Origin of the sequence: Flavobacterium cucumis, from assembly GCF_900148835.1 — a bacterium.
Classification (GTDB): domain Bacteria; phylum Bacteroidota; class Bacteroidia; order Flavobacteriales; family Flavobacteriaceae; genus Flavobacterium; species Flavobacterium cucumis.
Genome location: NZ_FRYK01000001.1, coordinates 1,050,220 through 1,067,711 on the forward strand (window position 1 = coordinate 1,050,220; position 17,492 = coordinate 1,067,711).

Annotated in this window: 16 protein-coding genes; 7 read left to right on the top strand and 9 right to left on the bottom strand. The window is 34.6% G+C overall.

The window, feature by feature from the left end; all coding sequences use genetic code 11:
• Window positions 1-78: 78 nt before the first annotated feature.
• From BUE95_RS04925 to BUE95_RS04960, 8 genes are all read right to left on the bottom strand, one after another.
• Window positions 79-2,181 (bottom strand): prolyl oligopeptidase family serine peptidase, encoded by a 2,103-nt coding sequence (locus BUE95_RS04925; protein WP_073582460.1) that lies wholly within the window; start codon window positions 2,179-2,181, stop codon window positions 79-81.
• Window positions 2,182-2,290: 109 nt separating this feature from the next.
• Window positions 2,291-2,851, bottom strand: coding sequence for a type 1 periplasmic binding fold superfamily protein (locus tag BUE95_RS04930; RefSeq protein ID WP_073581965.1), 561 nt, complete (start codon window positions 2,849-2,851; stop codon window positions 2,291-2,293).
• A gap of 11 nt (window positions 2,852-2,862) precedes the next feature.
• Window positions 2,863-5,244 (bottom strand): TonB-dependent receptor, encoded by a 2,382-nt coding sequence (locus tag BUE95_RS04935; RefSeq protein ID WP_073581992.1) that lies wholly within the window; start codon window positions 5,242-5,244, stop codon window positions 2,863-2,865.
• A gap of 65 nt (window positions 5,245-5,309) precedes the next feature.
• Window positions 5,310-5,618: a hypothetical protein gene (locus tag BUE95_RS04940; protein ID WP_143165227.1), complete on the bottom strand. Its 309-nt coding sequence runs from the start codon at window positions 5,616-5,618 to the stop codon at window positions 5,310-5,312.
• Between the two features lie 231 nt (window positions 5,619-5,849).
• Window positions 5,850-6,845: an aspartate-semialdehyde dehydrogenase gene (locus tag BUE95_RS04945; protein ID WP_073581996.1), complete on the bottom strand. Its 996-nt coding sequence runs from the start codon at window positions 6,843-6,845 to the stop codon at window positions 5,850-5,852.
• Between the two features lie 159 nt (window positions 6,846-7,004).
• Complete coding sequence (gene mscL / locus BUE95_RS04950) at window positions 7,005-7,376, bottom strand: large conductance mechanosensitive channel protein MscL (protein WP_073581997.1); 372 nt, start codon at window positions 7,374-7,376, stop codon at window positions 7,005-7,007.
• Between the two features lie 66 nt (window positions 7,377-7,442).
• Window positions 7,443-9,887: a bifunctional UDP-N-acetylmuramoyl-tripeptide:D-alanyl-D-alanine ligase/alanine racemase gene (locus tag BUE95_RS04955; RefSeq protein ID WP_073581998.1), complete on the bottom strand. Its 2,445-nt coding sequence runs from the start codon at window positions 9,885-9,887 to the stop codon at window positions 7,443-7,445.
• A gap of 1 nt (window position 9,888) precedes the next feature.
• Window positions 9,889-10,521: a thymidine kinase gene (locus BUE95_RS04960; RefSeq protein WP_073582462.1), complete on the bottom strand. Its 633-nt coding sequence runs from the start codon at window positions 10,519-10,521 to the stop codon at window positions 9,889-9,891.
• A 99-nt stretch (window positions 10,522-10,620) separates the two neighbouring features.
• On the opposite strand from BUE95_RS04960, the gene BUE95_RS04965 reads away from it, so the two are divergent.
• The 7 genes from BUE95_RS04965 (at window position 10,621) to BUE95_RS04995 (ending at window position 16,605) form a co-directional block, all read left to right on the top strand.
• Window positions 10,621-11,580, top strand: coding sequence for a hypothetical protein (locus BUE95_RS04965; RefSeq protein ID WP_073581999.1), 960 nt, complete (start codon window positions 10,621-10,623; stop codon window positions 11,578-11,580).
• Window positions 11,581-11,818: 238 nt separating this feature from the next.
• Complete coding sequence (rsmI, locus tag BUE95_RS04970) at window positions 11,819-12,496, top strand: 16S rRNA (cytidine(1402)-2'-O)-methyltransferase (protein ID WP_073582000.1); 678 nt, start codon at window positions 11,819-11,821, stop codon at window positions 12,494-12,496.
• Window positions 12,497-12,512: 16 nt separating this feature from the next.
• Window positions 12,513-12,728 (top strand): PLDc N-terminal domain-containing protein, encoded by a 216-nt coding sequence (locus BUE95_RS04975; protein WP_073582001.1) that lies wholly within the window; start codon window positions 12,513-12,515, stop codon window positions 12,726-12,728.
• Window positions 12,729-12,734: 6 nt separating this feature from the next.
• Window positions 12,735-13,157 carry an OsmC family protein gene (locus BUE95_RS04980; protein ID WP_073582002.1) on the top strand — a complete coding sequence of 141 codons (423 nt, stop codon included), beginning with the start codon at window positions 12,735-12,737 and terminating at the stop codon, window positions 13,155-13,157.
• A 3-nt stretch (window positions 13,158-13,160) separates the two neighbouring features.
• Window positions 13,161-13,493: a HopJ type III effector protein gene (locus BUE95_RS04985; protein ID WP_073582003.1), complete on the top strand. Its 333-nt coding sequence runs from the start codon at window positions 13,161-13,163 to the stop codon at window positions 13,491-13,493.
• Window positions 13,494-13,643: 150 nt separating this feature from the next.
• Window positions 13,644-15,344 (top strand): single-stranded-DNA-specific exonuclease RecJ, encoded by a 1,701-nt coding sequence (gene recJ / locus BUE95_RS04990; RefSeq protein WP_073582004.1) that lies wholly within the window; start codon window positions 13,644-13,646, stop codon window positions 15,342-15,344.
• Entirely contained in the window at window positions 15,337-16,605 is a 1,269-nt protein-coding gene (locus BUE95_RS04995; RefSeq protein WP_073582005.1) for an MFS transporter, read from the top strand. The genes recJ and BUE95_RS04995 overlap by 8 nt, the downstream gene beginning before the upstream one ends.
• Here BUE95_RS04995 and BUE95_RS05000 read toward each other — a convergent pair.
• Window positions 16,602-17,342 (bottom strand): UDP-2,3-diacylglucosamine diphosphatase, encoded by a 741-nt coding sequence (locus BUE95_RS05000; protein WP_073582006.1) that lies wholly within the window; start codon window positions 17,340-17,342, stop codon window positions 16,602-16,604. The two genes, BUE95_RS04995 and BUE95_RS05000, sit on opposite strands and share 4 nt — an antisense overlap.
• Between the last annotated feature and the right edge of the window lie 150 nt (window positions 17,343-17,492).

A 17,492-nucleotide genomic window follows, 5' to 3' on the forward strand; every position in this document is an offset into this window, starting at 1 on the left:
ATATATAAAACCGTTAACTTTTGGTTTTATTGCATAAAAAAAGAGCCCTAAGGCTCTTTTATCATTTTTTTAACTTTTCTATTTTAATTCTTTAACACCCATATTATAAAGTGTAAAGACTTGCATATCCACATTTTCTTGAATGGTAGCCGCCACCGATTTTCCAGCTCCGTGACCTGCATTTACATCAATACGAATTAAAACTGGATTTTCGCCAGCTTGTTTCGCTTGTAATTCTGCTGCAAATTTAAAACTGTGTGCGGGTACTACTCTGTCGTCATGATCACCGGTAGTTACCATGGTCGCCGGGTATTTTATACCTGCTTTTACATTATGAACAGGAGAATAGCCCTTGATGTATTCAAACATTTCTTTGCTTTGCTCCGATGTTCCGTAATCGTAAGCCCAACCTGCTCCAGCGGTAAAGGTATGATAACGTAACATGTCTAAAACACCTACTGCAGGTAGCGCCACTTTTACTAAATCTGGACGTTGTGTCATAACGGCACCCACTAAAAGTCCTCCATTTGAACCTCCTTTGATTGCTAAATAATCTGATGAGGTATAATTTTCTTTGATTAGATATTCAGCTGCGGCAATGAAATCGTCAAAAACGTTTTGTTTTTTCAATTGCGTTCCAGCATCGTGCCATTTTTTACCATATTCACCACCACCGCGTAAATTCGCAACGGCGTAAACACCTCCGTTTTCTAACCAAACGGCATTAGCAATACTAAATGATGGTGTTAAACTTACATTAAATCCACCATAACCATATAAAATTGTTGGGTTTTGACCGTTTAATTTTGTGCCTTTTTTATACGTAATAATCATCGGAACTTTTGTGCCATCTTTTGAAGTGTAGAACACTTGTTTTGATTCGTAATCTGCTGAATTAAAATCTACTTTTGGTTTTTGATAGATTGTTGATTTTCCTGTTTTTGGATCAAAAGCGTAAGTTGTTCCAGGGGTTACATAATTTGTAAACGAAAAATATAAGGTAGTCTCTTTTTCTTTTCCACCAAAACCACCAGCAGTTCCAACGCCTGGTAATTGAATATCGCGCACTAATTTACCGTTGTAATCATATTGTTTAATGAATGAAACCGCATCTTTCATATAACTTGCAAAAATATAACCACCACCTGTATTTGGCGACAATACATTTTCGGTTTCAGCGATGCAATCTTTCCAGTTTTCTTTAGCAGGGTTTGCTAAATCAAAAGTTACCACACGTTTATTCGGTGCTTTATAATTTGTTACCAAATAAATTTTAGAACCTTTGTTGTCTAAAACATCATTATCATTTTCGTAATTGTCTATTAACGTTACGATTTTAGCATCTGGTTTTGATAAATCTAAATAATACAATTCATTTCCAGATGTTGAATTCGCTGCCGAAATGAATAAGTATTTTTCATCTTCCGAAACGCCACCACCAACATATCTTCTTTTAACATCACCACCGAAAATTAATTTATCTGACTTCTGAGGTGTGTTTAATTTGTGATAATACAATTTGTGTTGGTCCGTTTTTGCTGATAATTCACTTCCAACAGGTTTGTCGTAGCTTGAATAATAAAACCCTTCGTTTTTGTACCAAGAAACACCACTAAATTTCACATCAACTATTGTGTCACCTATGATTTTTTTAGTTTTTGCTTCCATTATAATTACTTTTCTCCAATCACTTCCGCCCTCTGAAATAGCGTAAGCTACTAAACTTCCGTCTTTACTAAAATTCAATCCACCTAAAGAAGTGGTGCCATCCTTTGAAAACGTGTTTGGATCTAAGAAGATTTCTTCTTTACCGGATTTGTCTTTTCGGTACAAAACAGATTGATTTTGAAGACCGTTATTCTTGTAGTAATATGTGTAATCCCCTTCTTTAAAAGGAGCTCCAATTTTTTCATAATTCCACAATTGCTCCATTCTAGCTTTCAGCTGATCTCTGTAGGGGATTTGTTCTAAATAACCATAAGTAACGACGTTTTGAGTTTTCACCCAAGCTTCTGTTTCAGTACTTCTGTCGTCTTCTAACCAACGATAGGGATCGTTGATTTTTTCGCCAAAATACGTGTCAACATGGTCGATTTTTTTTGTTTCAGGATAATTGATTTTTGTTTGTGCGTTCATAACAAGTGTACAAACAATAGCCGATACTGTTATTGTTTTTTTCATATAGTATTTGTTGATTAAAACAAAGATATTCATTTGAATTCTAAAGATTTGTTAAAAAACAAAAACGACTGAAATTTCAGTCGTTTTGTAACAAATTTTATTTCATTTTTTAGTTTACTGCAACTGAAAAAGAAACTACAGCATCTGTATTTCCACCAGCATTTGTGATGTCACCAGCTGCTACACCAGTAGCTGTTTTATTAGGTAAATGTCTTAAAGTAACTGTTAAATTTCCAGATGAGCCAGAAGTTCCAGCAACTAATGTAAAGTTTAATCCAATTGGTCTTCCATCAGCATCCGTATCTGTGTAAGTTACAGTTCCTACAGATGAAGGGACTTGATAAAATACTTGATGATCAGCACCTTCTTCTTCCACTTCAACTGTGATATCTTCAGCTGGATCCTCTAATTCATTTAAAAATTCCGTCGAACCTTCATAAGTTGTTCCTGCTACTAATATCCCTCCTTCAATTGGAGTCAGAACTGGAGCATTCGGACCATCACCATCTAAATCTCTTGATTCTAATACAATAGTTTGTCCTCCACCAACAAGTGTAACTCTAACTGTTGTAATTACTTCTTCCTCGTTTACAGGAGTATCATCGTTTGAACAAGATGTTAAAAATAATACTGGAACTACTAATAGCGCGATACGTTTTAAATTTTTCATGTTTTGATTTTTTAATAATTAAATTTTAATTGAATTTGAACATTTCTACCCATTTCATCAGCATAAAAGCGCTGACGATTTAGGTAATCTCGATACGTTGTATTCATTATGTTTTGTACACTAAAAGATGTAGTTAGGCTATTTCTTTTATTGATTTTAAAAGTCATTTCGCTGTAAAAATGCAATAAATGATACCCTTTTGGTGGCGAACTTATGTCAACTAAAACAGGAGTTAATTCGTTATTCACAACAATATTGGTTTCAAAATTGTAATTCGGGAATTGATTTTGAGTGAAAACCACTTCACTCTTTAATTCGGAAACAAAATTGAACCAAGATTCTTTTTTGTACTGAATTTTATTATTGATGACAAATGGCGGCATATCAATTAAATACTCGTCAGTACTTAGATTTTGTCCATTAACATAAGCTAATCCTAATTCATGCGAAAAATGATTCGTAATAGTCCATTTGGTATTAACGTCAAAACCCGTTAGCAAAGCTTCTGTTTGCTTGAATTCCCAAACTGGAAAAGCGCCGCGAATAGTAGTTTCAAAACCAATAGGTTGTAAAAAAATGAAATTTGAAATTCGGTTTATAAACGGATTAATTTGGATTCTAAATGATTTCCAATCTTTATTAAAAGTAGTGTTGAATTTATACGCTTGTTCTTTTTCTAAACGTAAATCACCTAGTTCTACTTGACCAGTAGAATGATGTAATCCATCACTAAATAATTCAGACGGATTTGGATTTCGTGAAGCCAAACTTACATTCACTAACCATTCCATTTCATGATGAAATTGCTTTCTAAATCCAATGTTTGCTGTAATATTATGATAATCAAAAGAGGGTTTCGTTAACCATTGATTGCCTTCTTCGCCCACAATAAAATGAGAAAATTCGGCATCATAGCCACGTTCTGTCCATCTTGATTTCAAATAATATTTTGTTGCTTCGATAGTCGAAAAATCATAACGAATTCCCGATTCTAACGAAGTAGCATTGTCGAATTTATAAACGGCAATTCCGTACAAACCAGCATCTAGTTTTTCATAACTCGGAATTAATGGACGAACACCTGTTTCTGGATTAGCAAAATTGTTTTGGTAACCCAAATTCAAACCCGATTTTAATCTCCAATTTCCAATAGATGTTTTATAATCCGTTAAAAAAGTATGCGTGGTCAATTGTAAATCCAAAGCGGCTTTATCATTATTAGCGCTACTTCTTCTAACATCAAATTCCAAACGATTGTTAAATTGAAAGGCATATTGAAAATCAATCGAAGTATTTTCGTTTAGCCATCTTTGATAATTGATTTTAGCTAAATGATGTTGCACTTCTTGTTTTGGCGCATTAATCGAGTAGGTAAAAGGTTCAATCTCGCTTGGTTGTTGGTCGTTGATGGAATTGTATAAATCGGTTACATTTCCAATATGAGATGCTTTGATGATTCCAATTTGCGCATTGTAAAAACTGTACATCGCATTGAAATTATATTTTTCTTGTGCATATCGAATGCCACCTGAAAAATTTTGTTCGCGATTTCCTGAATTGGACAACACATAGTCTGGCGTTTCACGATCGCCAAGATATTTGAAAGTTCCCAAAGCATTCCAACTCCAACCATAGCGATTTCCTTTTTGAAGACTTGAACTTAAGCTCCCGCCCATTCCGTTTGAAGCTAAGTTAAGAATGGTCTTTCCAACCAAAGTATCCTCTTTAATTATTTCGGGTTCAATAATTACAATTCCACCAATAGCATCACCGCCATATTGTAAAGCCGAAGCGCCTTTAATTACTGTAATTTTTCCAGCCGCATTAATATCGAAATTTGGTGCGTGTTCGGTTCCCCATTGTTGGTCTTCTAATCGAACATTATTATTGATGATTGGCACACGATTACTATGCAAACCATTAATTACTGGTTTAACAATTGTACTTCCAGTTTTTAAAATCGAAACGCCAGAAACTTCTTTCAAGGCTTCGCCCAAGGTTTGATTGCTAAACTTTTCAATAGTTGCGCTTTTCAAAACTTGCTCGTTACTGCTTTCACTTTTTGAGTTCGAAAGTTGTTGGATAGTGATATCTTCTAGCTTAGTAATATCTAGTTTCAATTGACGATTGATAGTTAAATCGGTTGAAATTTCGATAGTTTCCTCAATAGCATGATAGCCTATAAACGAGATATAGAGTTTCTGTTTTCCTTTTGGAATACCGGTTAGAATATAATTCCCATTAGTATCAGTAGAAATTGTTTTATTCGCAATGTGTACGTGGGCATCTCTTAGTGGCAAGCCGTTTTCGTCAGAAATAACACCAGATATCGTAACTTGGGCATATCCGAAAAAGCCAACCAAAAAGAAAAATAATATCGATAGCAATCGCATTTCTTTTAGTTTAAATGAAACAACAACGTATCATTATTTTTGATAATGATATCGGAATATTTTTTTTAAACTAGTATAGGTGGACCACGAAGGTAGCACGAATTTCCTTCAAACGTAATACAAGATTCATTATTACTGAATTGATAGGGAATTTCGTAAAACGAAGCAATAAAGTTAAAATGTAAAACTTCTGGTGAGAGAAAAACGGCAAATTTAAATTCACAAACCGGACAGTCATTACTTTCGGTAATCGTTTTTTCAGAAGTTTTAAAAGTTGGATGATAGGAATCATCACAACATGCTGTTTTTAAATGATGATCATGCGAAAAAGTGTGAATGGATTGGTAACTTACAGCAAATAATACCGCAAGCATCAAAAACAAATTCATATGTAATAATTTCTTTTTCACTATGACACAAATATAATGCTTTTAACACAATGCCAAAAAACAAACCACAAATTAACGAATTTTTATGTTTTGATTACTTATTTCGCTAATTCGTGGTTATGTTCTGAAATACATAGGAGCATAGAATTTAAGTTTGATGTGAACTCAAAAAGTGTAACATCCTTAATCTATAGAATAAACTATGTGTGTATGTGTTTAAAATTTTACCAAGTTATTTACAACCAAATATTCCGCAATTTGAATCGTATTCGTTGCTGCTCCTTTTCTTAAGTTATCTGCTACAATCCACATGTTGATGGTATTTGGTTGACTTTCATCTCTTCGGATTCTACCTACGAAAACATCATCTTTTCCTTGTGCGTAAATAGGCATTGGATAATTAAACGTCTCTAAATTATCTTGAACTGTTACACCAGGGGTGTTACTTAAAATTTGACGTACTTCATTTATATCAAAATCATTTTCAAATTGAACGTTAACCGCTTCACTGTGTCCGCCAACTACCGGAATACGAATTGCAGTTGCAGTAACGGCAATAGTGTTGTCGTTTAATATTTTTTGCGTTTCACGAACCAATTTCATTTCTTCTTTCGTGTAACCATTTTCTTCAAAACTATCACATTGTGGAATTGCATTACGGTGAATTGGATATTTGTATGCCATTTCATCTTGAATTCCCGCATATTCGTTTTCTAACTGACGAACGGCTTTTACTCCAGTCCCCGTAATAGATTGGTACGTAGAAACTACAATACGTTTGATATCATATTTAGCATGCAAAGGCGCTAAAGCCATTACCATTTGAATCGTAGAACAGTTAGGATTCGCTATAATTTTATCTTCTTTAGTTAAGATTGAAGCATTAATTTCTGGAACGACTAATTTCTTAGTAGCATCCATGCGCCAAGCAGATGAATTATCGATTACGGTAGTTCCACCAGCAGCAAATTTTGGAGCCCATTCTAAAGATGTTTCTCCACCTGCCGAAAACAAAGCAATATCAGGTTTCATAGCTACAGCGGTTTGTAAGCCTACTACTTTGTAGGTGTTGCCTTTCCATTCGATTTCTTTTCCAACAGACTTTTCAGAAGCAACTGGAATTAAATCGGTTACAGGAAAATTACGTTCTGCTAATACTTGAAGCATTATTTCGCCTACCATACCGGTAGCGCCTACTACGGCTACTTTCATTTTAATGTGTGTTATTATTTTATGCAAAAATAGAAAATAATCCAATGACTTCACAAGTATTAATAAAAATATAACAAAAGTTTTGATTTATAACAAAAGTTTAAAAAAATACCCCGACGAATCGGGGTTTAATTAGAATATACAATGTAGCGGTATCGACTATTTTTTTAATAAATCTCTAATTTCAGCTAACAATTGCTCTTGTGTTGGGCCTGCTGGAGCCGCTGGAGCTGGTTCTTCTTTTTTCTTAGCGGCATTCATTCCCTTAATGATTAAAAAAAGTACAAAAGCTACTATGACAAAATTGATAACCGCTGAAATAAACATTCCGTATTTAACTCCACCAAAAGCAACTAGTTCTTCAATTTGTGATAAATTGGCAGCCTCAAGGGCTGGTTTTAGAAGTAAAGGCGTAATTACGTCTTCAATTAAAGAACTTACAATCTTACCGAAAGCACCACCAATGATAACCCCGATTGCTAAATCAACAACATTGCCGCGCATAGCAAACTCTTTGAATTCTTTTAACATAATAGAAATTTTTAAGTTAATTTTTTATTTTAGTACTTACGAATATACGAAATTTAAAACAAAATGTTAATTTTTGTAAAAAATTCGCTTCACACGTTGCGAAATTCCAGTCAGAATTTCATAAGGAATTGTTCCAATTACACTTGCCATCTCCGTTACTTTTGGGTTTTTCCCAAATACAATTACTTCGTCACCTGGTTTGCAGTTGATGTCAGTGACATTCACCATCATCATATCCATACAAATCGAACCTAAAATAGTTGCTTTTTGGTTATTGATAGTCACAAACCCTTTTTCATTGCCCCAAGCTCTTCGAATGCCATCGGCATAACCAATAGGAATCGTAGCGACTTTCATTTTTTGCGTCACTCGAAATCTTCGGCTGTAACCAACGCTTTCTTCGGGTAAAACTTCTCTTATTTGAGATATGATTGTTTTTAACGTGCTCACATTTTCTAACACTTTCAGCTCTTGTTCCGAATTTCCAATGCCATACAAACCAATACCTAATCGTGCCATTTCCATCTGTTTTTCTGCATAATTGAAAATTCCAGAAGTGTTTAAAATATGACGAATAGGTTTCGAAGGTAGTGCTTTCTCTAATTCGGAATACATGGCATCAAAACGTTGAAATTGTAATTTCGTAAAATCATCATATTCCAAATCATCACTCGCAGCTAAATGCGAAAACACACTTTTCACCTTTACAAAATTGTTGTTTTTTAGTAAGGAACATAACTCAGCAATCAAATGCGGTTCAAATCCTAAGCGGTGCATGCCGGTATCCAATTTAATATGAATCGGATAGTGCGAAATATTTTGGTGTTGCGTAATTTTCAAAAACGCTTGTAACCCGGTAATCGAGTAAATTTCGGGTTCTAAATTATAAGCAATCATGGCTCTAAAACTACTGTTTTCGGGATTTAAAACCATAATTGGCGTCGTAATTCCGGCTTTTCGTAATTCGATACCTTCATCGGCAAACGCTACGCCTAAATAATCGACTTTATGATGTTCGAGCAATTTGGCAATTTCGTAACCGCCATTTCCATAGCCAAATGCTTTTACCATGACCATAATTTTGGTTTCTGGTTTAAGTTTGGATTTGTAGAAATTCAGGTTGTGACTAATCGCATCGAGATTGATTTCTAAAATGGTTTCGTGATTTTTCGCTTCCAATAAAACGACAATTTCATGGAAGTTAAAGCCGCGCGCACCTTTTACTAAAATAGTTTCGTTTTGAAACGATTGTGTATTGAAACGTTGTAAAAATTCCTGTGTAGTGGCAAACGAAATCACATTTGGTAAATCGTTCAATTGTTTTCCGATGGTTTCGCCTATGGTAATTATGCGATCGATTTTATTTTTCGAAAGCAGTTGTTTTACTTGATTATAAAGCGTTTCCGCGGCAATGCCACTCGTGAAAATATCAGATAAAATAATCGTTTTTTTATCGTGTAATTTTTGTTGTTCCAAGAAATCCAACGCAATTTTCAATGATTGATAATCTACGGAATAACTATCGTCGATGACCAAACAATTGTTGATGCCTTTTTTAGCTTGAAGTCTTAACTCTACTGGATATAATTCGGCAACTCGATTTTGAATGAACGGAATTTCTTCGCCTAAAAACAGCATGAAATTCACGCAAGTAACTACGTTTTCAATCGAATTTTCATCAGAAAACGGAATATTTACACTAAAAGTGTTGGTTGTTTTTTTAAAAGTCAATTCGGTTTTACCATTTTCCTTTTTCTTCGAGACGAATAAATTCGCACTTTCATCCGAAAAACTCCAAGTATGTTTTTGACTGTTTTCTGGAAGTAAAGCTTCAATTTCAGCATTCTTTTCTAAGAAAATATCGGAACAATTTTCAAAAAGTTTGATTTTCTCTTTGATTTTGGCTTCTCGATTGGGAAAACCTTCATCATGAACCGAACCAATATTTGTTAAAATGCCATATTTCGGTTGAATGATGTGCTCTAAATTAGACATTTCATTGGGTAACGAAATTCCAGCTTCAAAAATTCCCAAATCATAATTCCCTTCAATTGCTAAAATCGATAATGGAACGCCGACTTGCGAATTATAACTTTTCGGATTTCGAACGATCAGATGATTTGGACTCAACAAGAAATTTAACCATTCTTTTACGATGGTTTTTCCGTTGCTTCCCGTAATTCCCACAAATGGAAAATCGAATTGTTTTCGATATCCAATTGCAGTTTGATGCAGGGCTTTCAACGAATTTTCAACGATAATGAAATTCGCTTTTTCGTATACATGTTCTGGAATATATTCAACTACAAAATAACGAACGCCTTTTGCAATTAACTCTTCCAAATATAAATGGGCATCGTGATTTTGACCTTTGATGGCAAAAAATAAGGTGTTATTTCCATTTTGCAACGAACGGCTGTCAATCGAAATATGACTTGCAGTAAACTCAGTCGAATTTCCGTGAAAAACGCCTTTACAAAATGAAATGATATGGGTGATATTGAGATTCAATTTATGGATTAGCTTCTTTTTGCTTGTTTACAATTTCAACATCTTTCACTTCCATGTTTTCTCGCATGGCTTTAAAATAAGCGGCACGACTCAAAGGTTCATATTCTTCAGTCTCGCCTAGCATTACGAGTCTTTTATCATCTGATTTTCTAAAGCTGTAATGCGCTAAATTTCCTGTACGCGTACAAACTGCGTGGACTTTCGTAACATATTCGGCAGTTGCCATAAGTGCCGGCATGGGTCCGAACGGATTTCCTTTAAAATCCATATCCAATCCCGCAACGATTACTCGAATTCCTGAATTAGCTAAATCATTACAAACGGCAACAATTTCTTCATCGAAAAATTGGGCTTCATCAATACCAACCACATCGCAACCTTGCGCTAAAATTCGAATATTTTCAGCGACAGGAACTGGTGTAGAACGAATTTCATTTTTGTTGTGAGAAACCACCATTTCGTCGTCATACCGGGTATCGACAGCTGGTTTGAAGATTTCTACTTTTTGTTTGGCAAATTGTGCTCGTTTTAGTCGGCGGATCAATTCTTCGGTTTTGCCCGAAAACATGGAGCCACAAATTACTTCAATCCAGCCAAATTGTTCTTGTTGATTTACGGTATTTTCGAGAAACATTTTGTATCTTTCGTCGTTAAAATTATTTTCTGCTACCTTTGTAAGCAAAACAAAATTATTAAAAAACTATCGATATATTCAATTCCATTCAATAAAGTTATGAAGAAAAGAGTAACCGCTGAATTAATCAGTATTGCCCACCGAATTTTAAAGTTAAAAAATCATTCTGAAACCATTCAATTACAACAAGAAGCCAAAAACTTGTATGACCAATTGACAATTTTACGCTTTTATGAAGAAAATTTTGAAGGGTTAAAAAACGAAATTTCAGAAGAAGTTTTAGAAGCAAAATTAGAAGCAAAACAAGCGGGTGTTTTTGATCAACCAATTCCTGTTATAGAAGAAATTGTGCCTGCAAAAGAAGAAACAGTTGTTGAAGGTCAAATTGTAGAAGAAATTGAAGGTGAAACCCCAATAGAGGATGATAAGATTGTTGTAGCTGAGCTAGTGGTTGAAGATGAAGAAGATGAAGCGGTTTTGATAGCTTCAACGGAAGAAGAATCAGTTATTGAAGCAACACCTTTTGCCGCTTTAGGAGTTTCAGAACCAAAAGCAGAAGAGCTGGCGAAGCAAATATCGTTTGAAGACATGTTGGTACATGATTATAAAGAATTGGATTTTGTTAAAGTAGAAGATGTTCCTATTGAAGTTGAAAAAGCATCAAGTGCTGTTTTTGAAGTAGTTGATCCAGTTTCGGCGGCGATTGAACAGGATGCAATTGTTGTTGATTCCAAAACTTCGGGACCAAAAGTATTAGAGGAAGAAGTAAAAGCAACTTTCGAAAAAGTAAGTCAGGAACAAAAAAACAGCTCGCTAAACGACAAATTAAATAAAGCCATTACTTTTGGGTTGAATGACAGAATTGGATTTGAGAAAAAATTATTCGGTGGTAGCTCAAATGATTTTAACCGTGTGGTATCGCAATTGAATACGTTTGATAGTTTTGATGAAGCCAAAGCTTTTGTGAATGATTTCGTAAAACCGGATTATAACAATTGGGAAGGTGCTGAAGAGTTCGAAACGCGTTTCATGGAAATTGTGGAGAAGAAGTTTAGTTAGTTTTTAGTCACAGTCTCAGTTTTCAGTCGCAGATTCCTTTTGGTGAATTCGTGCTAATTAGTGAAATTCGAGTTTTTAGTTTAACCACATAGAAACATAGGTTTTTTATTGTTTGAGTTTTGTTTAGCACGTATAGCTAATGTGTAGAAAATTTATTTTCTAAATTATTCTTTTCAAAATTCAAATATTACTATGTGCCTATGTGTTTAAAAAATCGTGTTAAATTCAACCTGTTTAAATGAGTAAATTATATATCGTCCCAACGCCCATTGGCAATTTAGAAGACATGACTTTTCGTGCTATTAAAGTACTAAAAGAAGTCGATTTAATTTTAGCAGAAGATACACGCACTAGTGGTAAATTGCTAAAACACTTCGAAATTGCTGCGCACATGCACAGCCACCACATGCACAACGAACACAAAACCGTTGAGAATTTGGTAAAGCGCTTACAAGCTGGCGAAACCATTGCCTTAATTAGTGATGCAGGAACTCCAGCGATTTCCGATCCAGGATTTTTGCTTACGCGCGCTTGTGTGGAAAACGGAATTGCAGTAGAATGTTTGCCTGGAGCAACTGCTTTTGTGCCAGCTTTAGTAAATAGCGGTTTGCCAAACGATAAATTCGTATTTGAAGGCTTCTTACCCGATAAAAAAGGAAGACAAACCCGATTTTTAGCCTTACAAGAAGAATATCGCACGATGATTTTTTACGTATCGCCACACAAGTTAAACAAAACCTTAGCTGAATTTGTGCAATATTTCGGAGCCGATAGACCGGTTTCTGTTTCTCGAGAATTATCCAAATTACACGAAGAAACCGTAAGAGGAACTGCCGAAGAAGTTTTAAAACACTTTGAAGCAAAACCGGCTAAAGGAGAAATTGTTGTGGTTGTGGGAGGGAAGAGTTTGAAGTAAATCTAAAACATTATATATGGAGTTTCAGTTAGACAGTTTTTCATTTGGATTAATGATTTGGCAAATTATTTTATTTGTTACATTGTTTTTTTGGTTGTTTTGTGTAATTGATGTTTTGAGAAATTCATTTAATGGTAACGATAAATTAGTTTGGGTATTAGTTTTACTATTTGTTCCAATATTGGGACCTCTTTTGTATTTTTTTATCGGAAAAAAAAAGAATTATGATTAATTAAATATGGAAACACACAACATAACTACCACCTGGAAAGGTAACATGCAATTTGAGTCCACTAACCCTAGTGGCGATGTCATTTCAATTGATGCGGGTCCAGAGAATGGAGGCGAAGGAAAAGGCTTGCGCCCAAAAGCGTTGATGTTATCGGCTTTAGCGGGTTGTACTGGTTTAGACGTAGCTTCTTTAATGGAAAAAATGAAGTTAGAAGTAACCGATTTCAAAATTGAAGTTTCAGGTGAATTAACGGAAGAACATCCTAAAACGTATCACAAAGTAAAAGTGGATTACCATTTTTACGGTAATAATTTAGACGAGAAAAAGCTAGAAAAAGCCGTGAATTTATCCGTAGAAAAATATTGTGGCGTGATGGAAATGTTCCGTCAATTTGCTAAAGTGGAAATCGAAATTTTTTATCACAATTAAGAAATGACAGTAGAAGCACTTATCAATAAAGTAAAGCAATCGGAAATACTTTCTTTTGCTGAGGTTATCGAGACTATCGATACCAACTATTCTTTTACACCTTCCTTTTTTAAAAATGGTGATGTTGTAAATGAAGAAAATCAAAATAATGGTTCATGCAAGGTGTTTTCATTTGCTAAAATGCATCAGTTATCAGAAAAAGAAACTCTTTTTCTTTTTGGTGAACATTATCAAAAAGTTCTTGAAACACCAAATGATGCTGATCATCAAAACATTCGAAATTTCATGAATTTTGGTTGGGACGGAATCGCGTTTGAAAAAGAAGCACTTTCGTAGTGTTTTTTCCTATTGACGAAATGACAACAAAAAAATAAAAAATATTTATACCTTTGTCTTTCAATTATATAAGCCAAAATAACAGAGTTCAAACTAAAGTTCTGAATTCTATCCCGATAGCTATCGGGACTAAATTCTAATTTTATAATTATGCGTTGGAATCTAAAATCTAAGCCAAATCCAGAAAAAGTACAAGCCATTCAGCAAGCGCTTCAAGTCGATGAAATTATTGCGACACTTTTAGTTCAACGAGGTATTGAAACCTACGAACAAGCCAAAACCTTTTTTCGTCCCACTTTGGCCGATTTGCACAATCCGTATCTAATGAAAGATATGGACAAAGCCGTCGCGCGAATCGAAAAAGCTATTGCTAATAACGAAAATATCTTAGTTTTCGGTGATTACGATGTGGATGGAACAACTGCTGTTTCCTTAGTTTCGAGTTATTTACGTAGTTTTTATCCGAATGTTGCCACGTATATTCCCGATAGATATTCAGAAGGTTACGGCATTTCTTATACAGGAATTGACTATGCCGAAGACAACGGTATTTCTTTAATTATTGCTTTGGATTGTGGTATCAAATCGATTGACCACGTCAATTATGCCAAAGCAAAAAACATTGATTTTATCATTTGCGACCATCACCGACCGGGTGTTATTTTGCCCGATGCCATTGCGGTTTTAGATCCAAAACGAGACGATTGTTCGTACCCCTATGATGAATTATGTGGGTGCGGTGTGGGTTTTAAATTGATTCAAGCTTTAGCTGAAAATCGAAAGCAAACGATAGAAGATTTAATAATGTATTTAGATTTGGTAGCGACTGCGATTGCTGCCGATATTGTACCGATTACTGGTGAAAATAGAGTGTTGGCGAAATTTGGATTGGAAGTCATTAATTCGAATCCGCGACCAGGAATAAAAGCGTTAATTCAGAATGTAAAGAAGAAAGTATTGACCATTACAGATGTGGTTTTCATCGTCGCGCCAAGAATCAATGCTGCAGGAAGAATCAAGCATGGAAACGAAGCGGTTGCTTTATTAACGGAATACGATTTAGACCAAGCGGAACAATTTGCCTCAGAAATTGAACAATATAATTCAGGCAGAAAAGAATTAGATAAGCGGATTACCCAAGAAGCATTGTTACAAATCGAAGAAAATAACGAGCAAAACCGATTTTCAACCGTCGTTTATCAAGAACATTGGCATAAAGGAGTGATCGGAATTGTAGCTTCAAGATTAGTAGAAAATTATTATCGTCCAACCATTGTTTTTACGAAAAGTGGTGAAAAATTAGCTGCTTCAGCACGTTCCGTAAAAGATTTTGATGTTTATAATGCATTGGAGGCTTGTGCGGAACATTTAGAGCAATTTGGTGGTCATATGTATGCTGCCGGAATGACGCTTTTGGAAGAAAATTATGAGAATTTCAAAAAAGCTTTTGAAAAAGTGGTTCAGGATACTATTCATCCTGATTTATTAATACCAGAGCTTACTTATGATGCCGAAATCGAATTGTCTGGGATCAATCCGAAATTAATTCGCTTGTTGAAACAATTTGAACCTTTCGGACCTCAAAATATGATGCCGCTATTTTTAGGTAAAAACCTAACGGATTCGGGTTATGCTAAAACTTTAGGTTCCGACAACGAACATTTGAAGGCTTTTGTAAAACAAGAAAATTCGCTGAATGTTGGTGCTATTGGTTTTGGTTTAGGGTGTAAGTTAGATATTGTGGCTAATAAAAAGAAATTTGATGCTATTTTTTCTTTGGAAGAAAATGAATGGAAAGATACTGTAACTTTGCAATTGCAATTTAGAGATATACGATTACCCAATGAATAAGAAAGATCCTTACGCAGCATTACGGTACAAAGAGTTCAACTTTTTTTTATTGATGCGTTTTGCCATGGTTTTTGCTTGGTCTATGCAGTTTGTTATTATTGAATGGGAAGTGTATAGTTTAACAAAAGATCCTTTATCACTTGGTATTATTGGTTTAATGGAAATAATTCCAGCGGTTTCAATGGCTTTATTTGCGGGTCACATCGTTGATCAAAGTGAAAAAAAGAAGCTCTTAGTAAAGTGTATTTTAGGATTTTCAGTTGTGAGTTTGGGGTTGTTTTTGATCACCGTTCCTGAAATTACTAAAGATTTATCAAAAAATACCACCCTATATATCATTTATGCTTTGGTTTTTATAGGAGGTTTTGTTCGTTCTTTTTTAGGGCCTACTATATTTTCTTTATTATCTTTAATTGTGCCTAAAAAAGTTTATCCCAACGCGGCTACGTGGAGTAGTTCCACTTGGCAATTGGCTTCAATGTTTGGACCTGCACTAGCTGGGGTTTCAATAAGTATTATGGGGGTTCATTGGTCGTTGTGTTTTGTTTTTGCTTGCTCAATATTAGCTTTGTTTATGTTGTCAAAAATTGAACAAAAGCCAATTTTAAATCCTAAAATCGGAGAACCTGTTTTTAAGAGTTTAAAGGAAGGATTGCATTTTGTGTTTACTAATAAAACAATTCTTGGTGCCATTTCTTTAGACATGATTGCTGTTTTATTTGGTGGGGCAGTGGCGTTATTGCCAATTTTTGCTCAAGATATTTTAAAAGTGGGTTCAGAAGGATTTGGAGTTCTTCGGGCGGCACCTGCTTTGGGTTCTTTTATAATGATGATACTGTCGGCTTATATTTCTTTGAATAAAAAAGCCGGGATAAAATTACTAGGTGCTATCTTTATGTTTGGAGTGAGTATTATCATATTCGGGTTATCAGAAATTTTTTGGATTTCCGTTTTAGCCATGTTCTTGAGTGGTGTTTTTGATGGTGTTTCAGTAGTTGTTCGAAATACCATTTTACAATTACATACACCCGATCATATGAGAGGAAGAGTGGCATCTGTAAATTCCATCTTTGTTGGTTCTTCAAATGAGTTAGGGGCATTTGAAAGCGGTTTAACTGCAAAATTAATGGGTGTTGTAAATGCCGTTGTTTTTGGAGGGGTTATGACGCTTCTCACAGTTTCCTTTATGGGGTTCGTATCGCCAAGTTTTAGAAAATTGGATTTGGAAGACGAGGTTAACGCTTTAGAAAAAGGATATTAAGGTTCGAATTTTTTTAAATCAAAATCAGTTCCATTAAATACTCCATACGTAAAATAACCTATCCAATCGCCTAAATTTATATACTTTGTTTCTTTAGTTAGTTCAATTTCTAATGGTAAATGACGATGCCCAAAAACAAAAAAATCATAGTGTTTTGTAGCTAATTTTCTTTTGCAATATTGTACCAGCCATTCGTTATCTTCTCCTAAATATTTTACGTCTTCAGCTCCAGAAATTAATTTGTTTTTTACGGATAAATATTGAGCTAGTTTTACACCAATATCGGGATGTAACCAACGAAATAACCACTTTGAGAACGGGTTGGTAAACACTTTTTTCATTCGTTTATATCCCATGTCTCCAGGTCCTTTTCCATCGCCGTGACCAATTAAGAAAGTTTTTCCGTTAAATGTGAATTCTTGATTATCGTGATAAACAGGGATGTTCAATTCTTTCTGAAAATAATCACTCATCCATAAGTCGTGATTCCCCACAAAAAAATAAATAGGAATACCCGCATCTCTAATTTCAGCTAATTTCCCTAATACTCTTACAAAACCCTTAGGTACTACAGTTTGATATTCAAACCAGAAATCAAATAAATCTCCTAAAAGAAAAATAGCATCAGCATCTTTCTTAATGATATCAAGCCATTGGACAAACTTCTGCTCCCTTGGGAAACTTAATTCTGGTGAAGGTGCTCCAAAGTGTTGATCGGATGCGAAGTAGATTTTCAATTTATTGGTAAATTTTAATTTTTAACAAAGTTATGTAATTTTTTTAGGAAAATAAATGTATTTCAACGATAAAAACAAACATTTCATCGATAAGAATATTGTAAGTGATAAATATTATTAACTTTGAAACATTAACCAAATTATAACAAA